The organism is Cytobacillus sp. FSL M8-0252, from assembly GCF_038007345.1.
Taxonomy (GTDB): Bacteria; Bacillota; Bacilli; order Bacillales; family Cytobacillaceae; genus Cytobacillus; species Cytobacillus kochii.
In genome coordinates this window covers 2,515,573-2,530,650 of record NZ_JBBOWZ010000001.1, presented here as the reverse complement: position 1 = coordinate 2,530,650, position 15,078 = coordinate 2,515,573, and the positions used below count along the sequence as shown (strand labels likewise).

Genomic DNA, 15,078 nt, shown 5'->3' with positions numbered 1-15,078 from the left:
GAGGGATGTAACATGAGAAAAAATAAAAAATGGTTCACACTCTTGTCAGTTGCTATCGTCATGATTCTAGCTGGATGTGGAGGGGAGGCAGCAAGTGGTGACAGTAATCAAGTCGTGATCTTATCAAATGGTGATGAAGAAGCAGTAAACGTGATGGAAGAAACATTAAACGATGCTGGCTTTGAAGGAGACTATTTAATTCAATCATTAGGAACATCAGAATTAGGAGGAAAATTATTAGCAGAAGGGAAAAGTATTGAAGCAGATATCGTCACAATGAGCTCTTACTTTTTAGAAAGTGCTGAAAAGCAACATGACATGTTTAAAGATTTAAGTTTCGATACAAATAGTTTAGTAGAATATCCAAACTTTTATACTCCTTTATTAGCTAATACTGGTTCGTTATTTTATAACACTTCTCTTTTAGAGCAAAAAGGGCTAGAAGTCCCGACCTCAATAAAAGAGTTGGCAGAACCACAATACGAAGGCTTAGTGTCAATTCCTAATATTATGGATTCTTCCACAGGATGGATGCTTATTCAGGCAATTATTAGTGAGTATGGAGAAGAAACTGGTAAGAAGGTTATGGGTGGGATTATAAAAAATGCAGGGCCCCATTTAGAAAGTTCAGGTTCTGGTTCTATTAAAAAGGTGCAAGCAGGGGAAGTCGCGGTTGGATTTGGATTGCGTCATCAAGCGGTTGCTGCAAAAACGGGAGGCGCACCAATTGATTTTATCGATCCAACAGAAGGGAACTTCTCAACTACAGAATCGATTGCCGTCATTGATAAAGGTGAAGGGCAAAAAGAATTAGCGGAAGAAATGGCTGAAGTTCTGGTAAAAGAAGCGAGAGAAGGTTTAATCGACTATTATCCAGTTGCTTTGTACGATGGCGAGACGGTTGCAGATGAAAACATTGCTAGCAATCAAAAAATATTCTCAGAACCAATGACAGTAGAGTTATTAGAGAAACATCAAGCATTCTTTAATTCAGCTAAATAAAGGAGAGTTTACGAATGAAACAATATAAATTATTAACACCAGGTCCATTAACAACGACAGAGGCGGTTAAAAGAGAAATGTTGTTTGATCGTTGTACTTGGGATGATGATTATAAGCAAATTACGCAAAAAATCCGCACAGATTTATTAAAACTTGCTCATGCAGAAAATGATGACTATACCGTTGTCTTGATGCAAGGAAGCGGCACTTTTACAGTGGAATCAGTTATGACTTCTGCTTTTAGTAAAGAGGATAAAGCATTGATTATTACGAACGGTGCCTATGGTGAGAGGATGGTCAAAATCGCTAACTATATTGGTATCAAGCATACGCATTACGCTGTTGCCTATAATGAATATCCGAAAGAAGCAGAGATTAGAAATTTATTGTCTTTAGATAACGAAATTACACATATCGTCATGGTCCATTGTGAAACAACGACAGGTATTCTTAATCCAATTGAGATGATCGCCAACGTTGCTAAAGAAACAAATAAAACATTAATTATTGATGCAATGTCAAGCTTTGGCGGAATGGAAATTGATATACCTGCACTTGGGATTGACTTCTTAATAAGCAGTGCGAACAAATGTATTCAAGGAGTGCCAGGGTTCGGATTTGTGATTGCTAAAAGAGAGAAAATCATCTCTTGTAAAGGTAATGCACGAAGCCTTTCACTCGATTTATATGATCAATGGGTAGTGATGGACAAAGATGGCAAATGGCGCTATACTTCACCAACTCATGTCGTTGCTGCTTTCGGGAAGAGCTTGGATGAACTGGATACAGAAGGAGGGATTCCTGCTCGTGAACAACGATACCGAAATAATAATCAGTTATTAAGGAAGAGAATGAAAGCCATTGGATTTGATACATATATTAGTGAGGACAAACAATCACCAATTATTACTTCCTTTATTTATCCGAACGATCAATTTAGTTTTCAAGCTTTCTATGATTATATGAAAGAACATGGGTTTGTTATTTATCCAGGAAAACTAACTGATGAAGATACTTTTAGAATGGGCAATATTGGCGAAATTTACGAAGAAGATATTAACCGTTTATGTGATATTATCGAAAACTATTTGGGAGTGAAAGCATAATGAAAAAAATAGAAGCAGTAATATTTGATTGGGCGGGTACGACAGTAGATTTTGGTTGTTTTGCACCTGTAAATGTCTTTATTGATATTTTTAAAGATGCGGGTATTGAGGTGACGATGGCAGAGGCGAGAGAACCAATGGGCATGCTAAAGATCGATCATATTCGCGCCATGCTGTCGATGCCCCGGATTGCATGTCTTTGGGAAGAAGAAAATGGCAAGCCATTCACTGAAACAGATGTAGAAAGGTTGTATAGCAAATTCGAACCGGCTTTATTGCAGTCATTAGCTCATTTTACTGATCCGATAGCTGGTGTGGTCGAAACGGTTACAGAGTTAAGAGCAAATGGTTTGAAAATAGGGTCAACGACAGGCTATACGAGCACAATGATGGATATTGTTGTACCCTTAGCAAAGGAAAAAGGCTATACACCTGATTGTTACTTTACGGCTGATGATACCGATTCGTACGGTCGACCGTATCCGTTTATGATCTTTAAAAACTTGCAGGCATTAAAAGTATCGAGTGTGAAAAACGTCGTGAAGGTTGGAGACACGATTTCAGATATGAAAGAAGGTGCGCAAGCCGGCGTATGGACGGTTGGGGTGATAGTTGGTAGTTCTGAAATGGGCTTATCAGCCAATGAATTTAACAAATTATCTGGAGAGGAACAACAGAGAGAAATGGCACGAACAAAAGAAGCCTTTATAAGCGCAGGGGCTGATTTTACAATTGAGACAATGACAGAATTACCTTCACTGATAGAAACAATTAATCTTCAAGGATCCGGGAAGGAAAGGGAAGCTATTGAAAAATAAAGAAGCACTTCACCGTGAAGGAGACGTGAATAATAGCCCTTCACGGATGAGGTGGAATCATTCACTTGATCAGGTAAGTCGAGAAACACTTTGGCGCGACGAAGCGGTCTTTATAAGGCAATCGATGTCGACTCCTTGTCTACAAACCATTGTTGACGCAGACGGTTGCTACTTAATCGATCGAGAGGGAAAACGTTATTTAGACTTCCATGGCAATAGCTTGCATCAAGTCGGCTATAAAAATCCGTACGTGATTGAAGCTATCACGAAACAAATGAATACTTTGCCTTTTATTCCGCGGAGATTTACTGCTGACATTGCGATGGAGGCAGGAGAAAGGTTAATAGAGAAGACGATCTCAAAAGATTTCAAAGTATTATTCGTTCCCTCAGGCAGTGCAGCAGTAGGGCTTGCTATGAAAATTGCTAGAAAAGTGACTGGCAATCATAAAGTGATTTCCATGTGGGAGTCATTTCATGGGGCAGGCTTAGATGCAATCTCTGCGGGAGGAGAGTCTGTATTTAAAAACGGTATTGGTCCGATGTTGCCTGGGATGATTAAAGTAATGCCCTACCAGTCCTACCGGAATGTCTTTGGTGCAAGCTCACCAGAAGATATCGCTGAAAAGTCGTTAAATTATCTGGAGTATGTGATTATAAATGAAGGGAATATTAGTTGCATCTTACTAGAGCCAATTAGAGCAACAGACACGCATATTCCTCCACGATCTTATTTTAAAAGGTTAAGAAAAATATGTGACGAACATGGAATCCTACTCATTTTTGATGAGATTCCAACCGCCTTTTACCGAAGCGGTGAATGTTATGTGCATCAATTATATGATATCGAACCAGATATCCTTGTATTGGGAAAAGGATTAGGCGGAGGCATCGTGCCACAAGCTGCCGTTTTAGTGAAAAAAGTGCTTGATACGGCGGCAGAAGTTTCACTCGGTCATTATACACATGAAAAGCCAGCAATAGGCAGTGCCGCTATCGTTGCCATGCTTAACTATATTGACGATTACAGGTTAAAAGAAAATAGTTTGAGCCAATCTCAATTCATGGCGGCTAAGTTAAAAAAACTAGCGGAGCAGTATACTTGCATTGGGGATTTACGAATCTGCGGATTGTTAATAACGATCGAGCTTGTTAAAAGCCGAGACACAAAAGAAAAAGATGAGCAGTTGACCGAGTTTCTTCTCTACTACTGTTTGCAGCATGGTCTATCGTTTAAAGTAGCAGCTGGCAATTGCATCACATGGCATCCACCCCTTATTATCAAAGAGAAAGAAGCAAGCTTAGCTATTGAGTTATTGGAGAATGGCTTGAGAGCATATCATGCATAAAAACCTCTCATTTTTTAGAGAGGTTTTTTTGTTTTCTGCATGCATAGTGCAACATCATAAAAATTAGGAATCGTCTAAACAGCACTTAAAATGATGAAAATGATTGTCGGGATAATCACTGTCCATTTTTAAGATTGTAAACGTATTTTTTTCTAGAACATTCATACAAGCAATTGATCATTTTTTTCTTCTACTATAAAAAAATTGTAGATTGTATCAATGCAAAAATGATCATTTACATGCTATGGTTATTGTATGAAAAAATAAAGGAGTAAAGATAAATGAAACCGATAGATGATCATCTTAAAAAGGATTTAAAAGTCATATTTATTGGGTTTAACCCGAGCGTAAAGTCTGCAGAAACTGGATTTCATTATGCCAACCGTCATAACCGGTTTTGGAAAATCCTCTATCAATCTGGGCTGACTGAACGGGTTTACTTACCAGAAGAAAATCATCAATTACTTCAATTAGGATATGGTTTAACAAATATTGTCTCAAGACCAACTAAAGCGGCTAGCGATATTACGAAGGAAGAATATCAAGCAGGTAGATTAGAACTATTAGAAAAACTAAAAAAATATCAACCTGAAGTGGCCTGTTATGTAGGGAAAGGTGTATATCAAGAATTTAGTAAGAAAAAGAAGGTATCTTGGGGATTTCAGAGCGAATCGGTTGTACCAGGTGTAATTGATTTTGTTGCACCTTCATCAAGCGGGCTTGTAAGAATGAAAATAGATGAAATTGTAGATATCTATAAACAATTGAGGGAAATGTTACGGAAGTAAAAAACAGGAAAAAAGACCGAGAGAAAAAAAGGTCTAATTTCTTTCAGAATATTTAATCTTTTGTTATAATAATGATACAACTTGTATCGCTTCAAAATTCTCTTGTCTATGCGTTGAAGGGACCAAATGGTTTTCACGTTTATGTTAGGGAGGGATAAAGGATGAAGCAATTAGTTAGAGTAATGCCTTACACAGTCAATGATCAAGTGACAGATGTCAATGAAACGCCGCAAGGAATACAATTGATTCAGGCACCTGAGATTTGGAAAGAGACGAAAGGAAAAGGCATGAAGGTGGCAATATTAGATACAGGTTGTGACATGGACCATCCAGATTTAAAAGCGAGAATTATAGGTGGTAGAAACTTTACAGACGATGATGGGAGTTCACCAGATATCTTAGATGACCATAATGGTCACGGCACACATGTTGCTGGTACAATTGCTGCTACTGCTAATGAATCAGGAGTAATTGGTGTAGCCCCGGAAGCAGATTTGTTAATTGTAAAAGTATTGAACAAAGATGGATCTGGTCAATATGATTGGATTATAAATGGAATATTGTATGCGGTTGAACAGAAAGTAGATATTATATCGATGTCACTAGGTGGCCCTGAAGATGTTCCAGAACTACATGAAGCGATACAAAAAGCCGTCGGAGAAAATATTCTCGTTGTTTGTGCAGCTGGAAATGAAGGTGACGGGGATGATAATACCGATGAGCTTGCTTATCCAGGTTCATATAATGAAGTCATTAGTGTTGGTGCTGTTAATTTAAACCGCGAATCATCACCTTTCAGCAATTCTCATACCGAAATTGATTTGGTCGCTCCTGGTGAAGAGATATTATCTACTTTTTTAAATGGTAAATATGCAAAACTAAGCGGTACATCAATGGCCGCACCACACGTCGCAGGGGCTTTGGCGTTAATAAAAGATTTTTCTCAAGTTACATTTGAAAGAGATTTCTCAGAGCCTGAGTCATATGCGCAATTGATTAGAAGAACTGTTCCGCTGGGCTATTCGCCAAAGTTAGAAGGAAACGGTCTACTTTATTTAACTGTACCAGAGCATTTAAACCGTGTATTAACTGAAGTAGTAAAAAATAGATTAGTAAAAAGTTAATATATTGATTGTATTAAAAACAAGAACAAATTCTGTTTCATTGAATTTGTTCTTGTTATTTTTTGTCTAATAAGTTTCTCTAGGCATGGTTTTTTTATTTTATTGATTACATGTATTTTATGATGAATGAATTGAGACTATGTTATGATCCTTTAGTTTATTATACTAGTAACAAAACGAGCGCGTTTGGAGGAAAGGATATGCAGCCATTTACAGCAACAGTGATTAAAATAATTAAAGAAATCCCTAAAGGAAGAGTAATGAGCTATGGACAAATCGCAACATATGCTGGTAGCCCCCGTGGTGCAAGGCAAGTTGTTCGCATTCTCCATTCAATGAGTCATAAATATGGTTTGCCCTGGCATAGAGTGGTCAATAAAGTAGGTGAAATTAGACTAAATGATAGCCACCAAGCCGATATGCAAAAAGAGTTACTTGAACAAGAAGGTGTTTTCTTTATACAGGCTCATCAAGTGGATATGAGTCGCTCACAGTATGACCGCGCCAAGTGAAGCACTAACACACAGTCAAGGTTTGTTCTCTATCTTTCCTCTTTTTTTCCCCTAAGTATGCCTAGTTTTGCTGAAAGAAATGATTGACTAGTCATTGCTACCTATTTAGGACAGAAGGAAAAACATATCCATTCACTTAAAGGAGAAAAATGAAGAAAAAGCGAAGTTCAATACATATAGATGTAGTTTTTTGTCAATCTATGTAGGAGAAATGTAGACAGGAAGAATATAGGAGGGGATGAGGGAAAATGAAAAAAGCTTTAGTGAGTTTGTTGACGGTTATACTACTATTTTCAATTGCCTATACACCGTTTCAATCAGCAGTGGAACCTAAAGTTTCGGCTAATGAAGAAGGTGATGAGTTAGTTCAGAAGCTTAATCAACTTATTAACAATGATCCACTGTTAGCGGGAGCTCTTGCTGGTGTTAGCGTGAGGAGCGCAGAAGAAGGGAAGATTGTTTATGAACATATAGCTGATACTAGATTACGACCAGCTTCTAATATGAAACTATTAACAGCAGCAGCAGCACTGTCAGTATTAGGTGAAGATTATCGCTTTAAAACAGAATTATTATCGATAGGCCAGCAACGGGGCTCTGTCCACCATGGGGATATTTATTTAAAGGGGTATGGCGACCCAACTTTATTGAAAGAAGATTTTACTAACATGGCTAAAGCATTAAAAAAACAAGGTATTAAAATGATTAAAGGTCAACTTATTGCAGATGATAGTTGGTATGATGATGAACGTTTGTCAGAAGATATCATCTGGAAAGATGAGAGTTATTATTATGGTGCGCAAATATCAGCATTGACTGTAAGTCCGAATGAAGATTATGATGCTGGAAGTGTAATTGTCGAGGTAAAACCAGGTAAACAAGAGGGGAAAAAGCCAGAAATAACTCTGCAGCCGAACAATAGATATGTCAAAATCAACAATAACGCTAAAACCGTTGGTGCATCAGATAAGAAAGAAATTGATATTGTAAGAGAACATGGTACAAATGAGATAACCATCACTGGGACGATTCCTATAGAAGCTACATCTAGTAGAGAGTGGATTGCCGTATGGGAGCCAACACAGTATGCTTTAGAGTTATTAAAGGATTCTTTAGCAGATGAGGGTATTAAAATCCATGGTGGCGTTAAGGTAGGAGTCGCACCTAATCAAACAGAAGTGTTGTATGAACAACAATCCATGCCGTTAGAGGAATTGCTCATTCCCTTTATGAAGTTGAGTAATAATACACATGCCGAAATTTTAATCAAAGAAATGGGGAAAGTAGTTAAAAATGAAGGCAGTTGGGATGCAGGATTAGAAGTTTTAGCAGATGAATTGAATGCTTGGGGAATCAATCAAGATACCATGCTTTTAAGAGACGGATCAGGCATCTCTCATGTCACTTTATTACCAGCTAATGAGCTTTCCAAACTCTTATACGAAGTACAGAAGGAATCTTGGTTTGATGTGTATTTTCATTCATTACCAGTAGCTGGTCATGCGGACAGAATGGTAGGGGGTACATTAAGAAATCGGCTGAAAAACTCTCCAGCTGAGGGTCATGTTTATGCAAAAACAGGATCGATTTCAACTGTTAGCTCGCTTTCAGGCTATGTGGATAACAAGTCAGGAGAAAGATATGTATTTTCTATTATATTGAATAATATGGTAGATGGGTCAAAGGGGAAAATCATTGAAGATAAAATTGCTACCATTTTAGCTGAACAATAAACTACGCTCTATCATTACAAAAACGCTTGGATGCTGGACACCAAGCGTTTTTGTAATCGTCTTTATTTCTAAATAAGATTCAGATAAAAATTACTCACCCTTGCTAGCCTGAACATCTAAACTAATTTTGATTTTGTCTCCGACAAGAACGCCACCCGTTTCTAATGTAGAGTTCCATGTTAATCCATAATCATTTCTGCTGATTGATCCAGTTACGTTAAATCCAGCTTTTGTATTTCCCCATGGATCAATTCCCGTTCCTTCAAATTCGACTGCAAGCGTTTCTTGTTTTGTTGTATCTTTAATCGTCAGATCACCTGTCACGCTATATTCATTTTCCCCATTTTTTACAATATTCGTTGCTTTAAAATTAATTTTTGGATAGGTTTCAACATCGAAGAAATCTTGTGATTTTAAATGATTATCACGATCTTCGTTTTTGGTATCAATACTAGCTGAGTCGATTGTTAATGAAATATCCGCTGTTGTTAAATCTTTAGGATCAGCTTCAATAACAGCATCAAACGCTGTAAATGATCCCTTTACATTAGCAATCATCATATGTTTAACAGAAAAATCAACACTACTATGTGCTGGGTCTAACGTCCACTTTGTTTTAGCCATTTTATTTTCCTCCTATATATCTTTGATTAATAAATCTCAAATTAAAAATAATTGATTTCGAAATAATTATAATCTCGCCATCCATGTTTGTCAATTTTATTTTTAAATTTTCTAATAATTTTTTCGCGGAAGTGCGATATGTTATGGTAGTGAAGTGACAAGAGTTCGTATACAATAGGAATAATATGTATTTGTTAGAGGAGTTAAAGGAATGAAGCAATTAGAGGATATCCATCGTCAAGCGATTGAATATACAAAAATGAAAATTTATGAAGATATAGATTATTATTTAGGTGCAAATGAACAAATGTTAAGTTTTTCACAATATATCAAAGATCGAGCTCCGTTTTTAGCACAAGTTTGGCAAAATGTGTGGAGTAATAAAGCGACGAACAAACTCTCTCGTTTCCATAAGAAGGAATATTTAAAGAAAAAAAACTATGTTATTGAAGATATGAATAAGAAAACGTTAAATCAAGCATTTAGGAAAGAAGTCATTGAGTTCCGTCCATTAAATGTAAATAGTTTGCTACATTCGATTTTTGCAGATCAACCTGAAAAGTGGGCCAAGCGTTATGTTTATGCAAGAGAAAGATATCTTCAAGAAGAAAAAGAACGCCAGATCAAACAAGAAAGATACGCCTATCAAGAATTTCTATGTGAAGAAGCAGAACAATGGTTGTCAAAAAACAGTGAAAATCTCTTTTTAGCTTTAAGACATAAATTGGCTTTAAAGCTTGAAACGGATTTAGCAAATAGAGTGAAGTATCATGAGACGGAATCACGTTACTTAGAAGAACCTTTAGTGGAAGTGGGGCCATTTAACGTTGATGATTACCCCCGTGTAGAAGATTTCTTTGAAGAGTTTACAGGTAATCTCCACAAAGTGATGATAAAAAATAAATGGTATTTTGAGTATGAAACATACTATTTTGAATACGAACAAATGGTAGGAGAAACTTTACATACGCTTATACAACAAGCGCTTCTATTACATCTTGGTCAAGGTCATATTGATAAGTATCAATCTTTGTTCCAGCATAGTTTGACTGGAGAGAAGTTGTTAGATCTAATTGATTGGGAAGATTTAATTCCAAATGCACTAGGCCGAATCATGGAAGATTATGTGAAAGATTTATTGAAGATAGCAAATGAGAATTTTGATTTAGAAGAGCAGCGAAGCTTATATGAAATACAAGTGAAAGAAAGAAAAATGAAGCGCAAACAAGAAGAACGGGAACGGAGACAAAAAGAAGAACAACAACAAAAAATGTTGAATGATATTTTTGGCTCTGCTTATGAGAGCCGAAAGAATATTTATCAGAAATTTGTTCTTCATATTGGTGAAACAAATACAGGGAAAACGTTCCAAGCACTAGAGAAAATGAAAGCAGCCCCATCCGGGTTATATTTAGCCCCATTACGTTTGTTGGCGCTTGAAGTCTATGAAAAGCTAAACAATGAAGGAACACCCTGTTCTTTAAAAACTGGAGAAGAAGAACGAGAAACCTCAGGTGCGACACATTTAGCTTGTACGGTTGAAATGTTTTATGAGAAAGATGATTATGATGTCATTGTTATAGATGAATCACAAATGATTAGTGATAAGGACCGTGGCTATGCTTGGTTTAAGGCAATCACAAAGGCAAATGCGAGAGAAGTGCATATTATTGCGAGTAAAAATGCCGAAGCTATGCTGTTGCAATTAATTGGAGATAGCAATGTTGAAATACATAGATATAAACGAGAAGCCCCTTTGGAAGTAGACAGTGAAGAGTTCACTCTTAAAAACGTAAAAGAGGGTGACGCGCTGATTTGTTTCTCACGTAAAAGGGTACTCGAAACAGCGTCTATGTTACAAAGAAAAGGTCATCAAGTGAGTATGATATATGGCAGTATGCCACCTGAAACGAGGAAGAAACAGGTTAATCGCTTTACAGCTGGTCAATCTGATGTCATTGTCTCAACAGACGCAATCGGAATGGGATTAAATTTACCGATACGACGGATTGTTTTTTTGGAAACGGAGAAATTTGATGGTACGAAACGTCGCACACTGACATCTCAAGAAGTGAAACAGATTGCTGGGAGAGCGGGGAGAAAAGGTATTTACCCTGTAGGTAGAGTGGCCTTTTTTGACCGGATTAAGTTAATGAGCAGTTTATTATCACAAGTAGATGCTCCGATTGAAAGTTTTGCTATTGCACCTACTTCAGCCATTTTTGATCGCTTTCTTTCGTATTATCGTGATTTAGGGAAGTTTTTTGAACTCTGGGATTTATTTGAGAGTCCAAAGGGAACTAAGAAAGCAACATTAAGTGAAGAAAGGGAGCTTTATGAACTGGTTAGAGGGACAGAGATTGAGGCGAGAATGCCTTTAAAAGATTTGTACAGTTTCTTACATCTACCTTTTTCAAAAAAAGAAGCGGACTTGATTCGGCAATGGGAGCAGGCGATGTACAGTATCATTGATCATGAAGAGCTGCCTGAACCAAGGTTAAGAAACCGTAATCTTGAAGACCTTGAGTATTCATATAAAGCAATAGGTCTTCATTTACTATTTCTCTATAAATTAGGTCAACATACTGAAGCCATCTATTGGGAAAGAGTGAGGGACGATATATCTAATCATGTGTTTGAACGATTAGATGATGATATTGCAAATATGAAAAAAACATGTAAGCGTTGTGGAAAATCTTTAGCTTGGGATCATGCCTTTAACATTTGCGATGATTGCCATAAGAATCAACCGAGTAGAAGAAGACGTTACTATAAGAGGTAAATAGGAGGGGTAATGTGAAGCTGAGTATTTTAGATCAATCACCAATTGCAAAAGGCAAGACAGCAAAAGAAGCACTTGAGGCATCACTGCAGTTAGCAAAAACAGCGGATGAATTAGGCTATTACCGCTATTGGATTGCAGAGCATCATGACTTGCCTGGGCTCGCTAGTTCCTCTCCTGAAATTATGATGACATATATTGCATCACAAACGTCAACTATAAGGATTGGCTCGGGTGCGTTGTTACTACCGAATTATAAACCTTTTAAAGTGGCAGAGAACTTTCATTTGTTAAGCACACTTTTTCCAGGACGTATAGACCTCGGCATAGGAAGAGCACCAGGTGCATCTGCTGAAGCAAGTATTGCACTAGCAGGGAATTATTTGCAAGCTGTCAAAGAGTGGCCCCAGTCTATTGATACACTACTTGCTTTTTTAAATGACCATCATCCAGAAGACCATCTTTTTCGTAAAGTAAAGGCAAGTCCCATCCCCCCAATAAAGCCTGAAGTGTGGATGTTAGGAACAAGCCATAAAAGTGCTAGTTTAGCAGCTGAAAAGGGGTTACATTACTGTTTTGGACAATTTATGAGTGATGCTAATGGAAAAGAAGCGATTGATCTTTTTAAAGAGAAGCGCAAGAGCGAACAACAAAATATGATGTTAACCGTCTCTGTTATTTGTGCTGAAACAGATGAAAAGGCTGAAGAAATAGCTACCTCAGTATTATTATGGCATCTCCAATCAGATGATGGAGAGAAGCAAGAAGTACCTTCAGTAGAGGAAGCAATTAAGCATCCCTATTTCATTGCAAAACAAGAAAAAGTCGCTAAGATGAAAGAAAGAATGATTATTGGTAATCCGGAAAAGGTCAAGAGAGACTTGTTAAGTCTTACAAACCAATACGGCATAGATGAAGTCATGATCGTGACAATAACACATGATTATGACGATCGTCTAAAGTCATATAAATTATTGGCTGATATGATTAACAAACCAGTTTTTTAGAGATATAAAGGGAATGTGAAGCAACCTACACATTATTTCTTCAATATTTGTAGGGGGAAGCTCGTATCTTTTTTTGTCATGGTCAAACGAAAGCTGGTTGCTATTCCTCTATAAATAAATATTTATTGCTCATGTCTAAAAGAGTTTATTCTCTTTTTTTCCGCTCTTTAAAAGGGCAAACATGAGAGGTATATGGGTTGTATTAAATTGAAGCAATGTCAATTTTAAGCAAGCAGCTTTTACCTCTAAAGTTTCTAATTTGTTTTCGTTTACGATGCGTTAATCATAAATTCGATAGCATGTTTCCCTTACTGCTTGAATAGAAATAAGGCAGTAGCATCTAAGACGAGAATGAAGGAGAGAGGTATAATGGCAAGCTTTCATCATGAGAAAAAGGTAAATGTATCAATTGACCACCTATGGCAGTTTGTTAGTGATATGAATCATTGGGCACCACTTGTTCCTGGATATATAAGGCATGAAATATTAAATGAAAAAAGCTCCATCTGGGTGTTTAAAGTAGATGTCGGCTTAATGAAAAAAAAGATAGAGCTACAGGTCGATATCACTAGATGGCAGGCGCCTAATAAAGTGACATTTAACTTAACAGGTATTAATGAGAAATTTAAGGGCAATGGTTTTTTCTCGAGTGTAAATTCTTCTAAAAAAGAAGTAGTGATGACGGGCTTTTTAGAGATTGTAGCTGAGGGAATGATGGCAAAAATGGCGAATGCTATTTTAGAAACCTCTCTTCCCGAAATTACAACTGAGTTAACGAATGCAGTCGCAGAGAAAGCAGAACAGCAGTATTCACTGCATCAGTAATTTATTTTGTGAATTTATTTGCATAACTAGAGGCGACATATGCCTCTGGTTTTATTTTGGCTTCCACACCAATGGATTCCATTCTTGCGACCATTTCAGCTACATATTCCTTCGTTTTATTACGAGAGCCGGCACCAATATCTAAATGGCCTTCCATCGTAAAACTTGCACCTTGGTAAATAAATGGTAAGACAATATCAATCATCTGGTTTTTCTTCTCTTCATCAAATAATGCAACAATCTCTTCAGTTAAAGAAGTTTCAAAAGAAATTCTTTCATGTAGATGAAGCATCTTTCGTGGGACGGAACATTTTCTAATACAAGCCCACGCTCCTTTTCCTGCATTTTGAATCACTATACCAGTGATAAATAAAGTATGGGCAGGATGTACTTGAGAGTCTGTTCCAACAATCAGTTTATAATTTCCTCTCGGTTGGATGTACATGAAGTGAAGAATGCGCTCAAAGACATCTTCAAATGTTAAGTTTTTCTCTTTTAAATTTTGAAAAGGAAGTATTTGCAAAGTCATCACCACATTTTTAATTTATAGTTTATGCATTCACGAACCTTCATGAATCAATTGCAGCCTATTTTATACATATGAAAGAAGTAAAGATTTTAAGATAAATTTTATGACCATCCTGCAAGCTAAACGGATTGAAAGGCTAAGATGGCCTTTATTGGGCCCATTGATAGTGGATGTTCGTCTATATTGATTTTCCATTGTTGAAAGCATGATAGAGAGTTGTGTAGAATGTAAAGGAGAAAAACTTGCAATGAAAGACAAAGAGGTGCGAATAATGTTTAAAGAACAGTTAGTCGAAAGAATCAAACAAGCAAAAGATAATGGGGAATTACTATTTATTGAAGAATTAAACTACGCTAAAAAGCAGGAGATAATAGATGAAAAAGAGGTAAATGTCCTCGACCCTAAAAAGCGCTTTTTTGATAGTTATATTGAAAGAGGCGATAAAGAAACAGAAAACTTTCTTGGGACAGAATCGGCCAGTGAATTTTTTGAGCAGCCGATCACTTATTTTAAGCAACATATCAATGAATTCGTCTATGTTGAATCCGTATGGTTCGATCAACTAAATGTTGAATCACTTTCTTTTGAAGTAGATGATTTATTCCGTACTTATGATTGCTTGATTGGTTTAAAGCTGCCTAAGAAAAAGGAAAAAGAAATTAAAGCCTATTTTATGTCAATCTTCACAAGTGATGAAGCACGACTGAGCCCTATGTTTAATCAAAAAGATGGCTTATGGGAAATTAACTTTACGTTAGATTATATTGAAGGATTTTCTGAAGATATGAAGATAGGCGAAGCTTTTTCACTTATATATAAAGTTTTATTTGACCTAATAATTGAGCTTGAAGGCTGATATTAGTAGTTGGTCTTAATGGAT

At 36.8% G+C, this 15,078-nt stretch carries 14 protein-coding genes; 12 read left to right on the top strand and 2 right to left on the bottom strand.

All coding sequences use genetic code 11. The features are described 5' to 3' along the window. The first annotated feature begins 12 nt into the window (after positions 1 to 12). The 8 genes from MKX83_RS12840 to dacB all read left to right on the top strand — a co-directional run bounded on the left by MKX83_RS12840 (position 13) and on the right by dacB (position 8,431). Positions 13 to 1,002: an extracellular solute-binding protein gene (locus MKX83_RS12840; RefSeq protein WP_341055726.1), complete on the top strand. Its 990-nt coding sequence runs from the start codon at positions 13 to 15 to the stop codon at positions 1,000 to 1,002. 14 nt (positions 1,003 to 1,016) lie between these two features. Beyond that, positions 1,017 to 2,108: a 2-aminoethylphosphonate--pyruvate transaminase gene (phnW, locus tag MKX83_RS12835; protein WP_095373178.1), complete on the top strand. Its 1,092-nt coding sequence runs from the start codon at positions 1,017 to 1,019 to the stop codon at positions 2,106 to 2,108. Beyond that, positions 2,108 to 2,926 (top strand): phosphonoacetaldehyde hydrolase, encoded by an 819-nt coding sequence (gene phnX, locus MKX83_RS12830; RefSeq protein WP_307318456.1) that lies wholly within the window; start codon positions 2,108 to 2,110, stop codon positions 2,924 to 2,926. Before phnW ends, phnX begins: the two co-directional genes overlap by 1 nt. Beyond that, a complete protein-coding gene (gene pbfA / locus MKX83_RS12825; RefSeq protein WP_095373180.1) occupies positions 2,916 to 4,274 on the top strand; it encodes a (R)-1-hydroxy-2-aminoethylphosphonate ammonia-lyase in 1,359 nt (452 codons plus the stop codon). Before phnX ends, pbfA begins: the two co-directional genes overlap by 11 nt. Positions 4,275 to 4,555: 281 nt before the next feature. Next, positions 4,556 to 5,062, top strand: coding sequence for a G/U mismatch-specific DNA glycosylase (gene mug / locus MKX83_RS12820; protein ID WP_095373181.1), 507 nt, complete (start codon positions 4,556 to 4,558; stop codon positions 5,060 to 5,062). A 161-nt stretch (positions 5,063 to 5,223) separates the two neighbouring features. After that, a complete protein-coding gene (locus MKX83_RS12815) occupies positions 5,224 to 6,186 on the top strand; it encodes a S8 family peptidase (RefSeq protein WP_095373182.1) in 963 nt (320 codons plus the stop codon). 200 nt (positions 6,187 to 6,386) lie between these two features. Continuing rightward, the gene (locus MKX83_RS12810; protein ID WP_095373183.1) at positions 6,387 to 6,698 is read left to right on the top strand and encodes an MGMT family protein; all 312 of its coding nucleotides are present in this window, start codon (positions 6,387 to 6,389) and stop codon (positions 6,696 to 6,698) included. A gap of 248 nt (positions 6,699 to 6,946) precedes the next feature. After that, complete coding sequence (gene dacB / locus MKX83_RS12805) at positions 6,947 to 8,431, top strand: D-alanyl-D-alanine carboxypeptidase/D-alanyl-D-alanine endopeptidase (protein ID WP_341055712.1); 1,485 nt, start codon at positions 6,947 to 6,949, stop codon at positions 8,429 to 8,431. A 90-nt stretch (positions 8,432 to 8,521) separates the two neighbouring features. Here the strand turns inward: dacB and MKX83_RS12800 are convergent, their stop codons facing one another. Then, positions 8,522 to 9,055, bottom strand: coding sequence for a YceI family protein (locus tag MKX83_RS12800; RefSeq protein ID WP_095373185.1), 534 nt, complete (start codon positions 9,053 to 9,055; stop codon positions 8,522 to 8,524). Positions 9,056 to 9,266: 211 nt separating this feature from the next. Here MKX83_RS12800 and MKX83_RS12795 point away from each other — a divergent pair, with 211 nt between their 5' ends. The 3 genes from MKX83_RS12795 to MKX83_RS12785 all read left to right on the top strand — a co-directional run bounded on the left by MKX83_RS12795 (position 9,267) and on the right by MKX83_RS12785 (position 13,669). Further along, positions 9,267 to 11,837, top strand: coding sequence for a DEAD/DEAH box helicase (locus tag MKX83_RS12795; protein WP_341055708.1), 2,571 nt, complete (start codon positions 9,267 to 9,269; stop codon positions 11,835 to 11,837). Positions 11,838 to 11,851: 14 nt separating this feature from the next. Continuing rightward, a complete protein-coding gene (locus MKX83_RS12790; protein WP_095373187.1) occupies positions 11,852 to 12,844 on the top strand; it encodes an LLM class flavin-dependent oxidoreductase in 993 nt (330 codons plus the stop codon). Positions 12,845 to 13,213: 369 nt separating this feature from the next. Further along, positions 13,214 to 13,669 (top strand): CoxG family protein, encoded by a 456-nt coding sequence (locus MKX83_RS12785; RefSeq protein ID WP_307318471.1) that lies wholly within the window; start codon positions 13,214 to 13,216, stop codon positions 13,667 to 13,669. Position 13,670: 1 nt separating this feature from the next. On the opposite strand, the gene MKX83_RS12780 is transcribed toward MKX83_RS12785, so the two are convergent. After that, a complete protein-coding gene (locus tag MKX83_RS12780) occupies positions 13,671 to 14,198 on the bottom strand; it encodes a ribonuclease H-like YkuK family protein (protein WP_095373188.1) in 528 nt (175 codons plus the stop codon). Positions 14,199 to 14,445: 247 nt separating this feature from the next. Here MKX83_RS12780 and MKX83_RS12775 point away from each other — a divergent pair, with 247 nt between their 5' ends. Continuing rightward, on the top strand, positions 14,446 to 15,054 hold the full coding sequence (locus MKX83_RS12775) for a branched-chain amino acid aminotransferase (protein ID WP_233435245.1): 609 nt from the start codon (positions 14,446 to 14,448) through the stop codon (positions 15,052 to 15,054). Positions 15,055 to 15,078 lie beyond the last annotated feature (24 nt).

Coding starts and splice junctions, on each gene's coding strand:
- mug (WP_095373181.1), top strand. CDS start 4,556: ATGAAACCGATAGATGATCATCTTAAAAAGGATTTAAAAGTCATATTT.
- MKX83_RS12785 (WP_307318471.1), top strand. CDS start 13,214: ATGGCAAGCTTTCATCATGAGAAAAAGGTAAATGTATCAATTGACCAC.
- MKX83_RS12795 (WP_341055708.1), top strand. CDS start 9,267: ATGAAGCAATTAGAGGATATCCATCGTCAAGCGATTGAATATACAAAA.
- MKX83_RS12800 (WP_095373185.1), bottom strand. CDS start 9,055: ATGGCTAAAACAAAGTGGACGTTAGACCCAGCACATAGTAGTGTTGAT.
- MKX83_RS12840 (WP_341055726.1), top strand. CDS start 13: ATGAGAAAAAATAAAAAATGGTTCACACTCTTGTCAGTTGCTATCGTC.
- phnX (WP_307318456.1), top strand. CDS start 2,108: ATGAAAAAAATAGAAGCAGTAATATTTGATTGGGCGGGTACGACAGTA.
- MKX83_RS12815 (WP_095373182.1), top strand. CDS start 5,224: ATGAAGCAATTAGTTAGAGTAATGCCTTACACAGTCAATGATCAAGTG.
- phnW (WP_095373178.1), top strand. CDS start 1,017: ATGAAACAATATAAATTATTAACACCAGGTCCATTAACAACGACAGAG.
- MKX83_RS12775 (WP_233435245.1), top strand. CDS start 14,446: ATGAAAGACAAAGAGGTGCGAATAATGTTTAAAGAACAGTTAGTCGAA.
- MKX83_RS12780 (WP_095373188.1), bottom strand. CDS start 14,198: ATGACTTTGCAAATACTTCCTTTTCAAAATTTAAAAGAGAAAAACTTA.
- MKX83_RS12810 (WP_095373183.1), top strand. CDS start 6,387: ATGCAGCCATTTACAGCAACAGTGATTAAAATAATTAAAGAAATCCCT.
- dacB (WP_341055712.1), top strand. CDS start 6,947: ATGAAAAAAGCTTTAGTGAGTTTGTTGACGGTTATACTACTATTTTCA.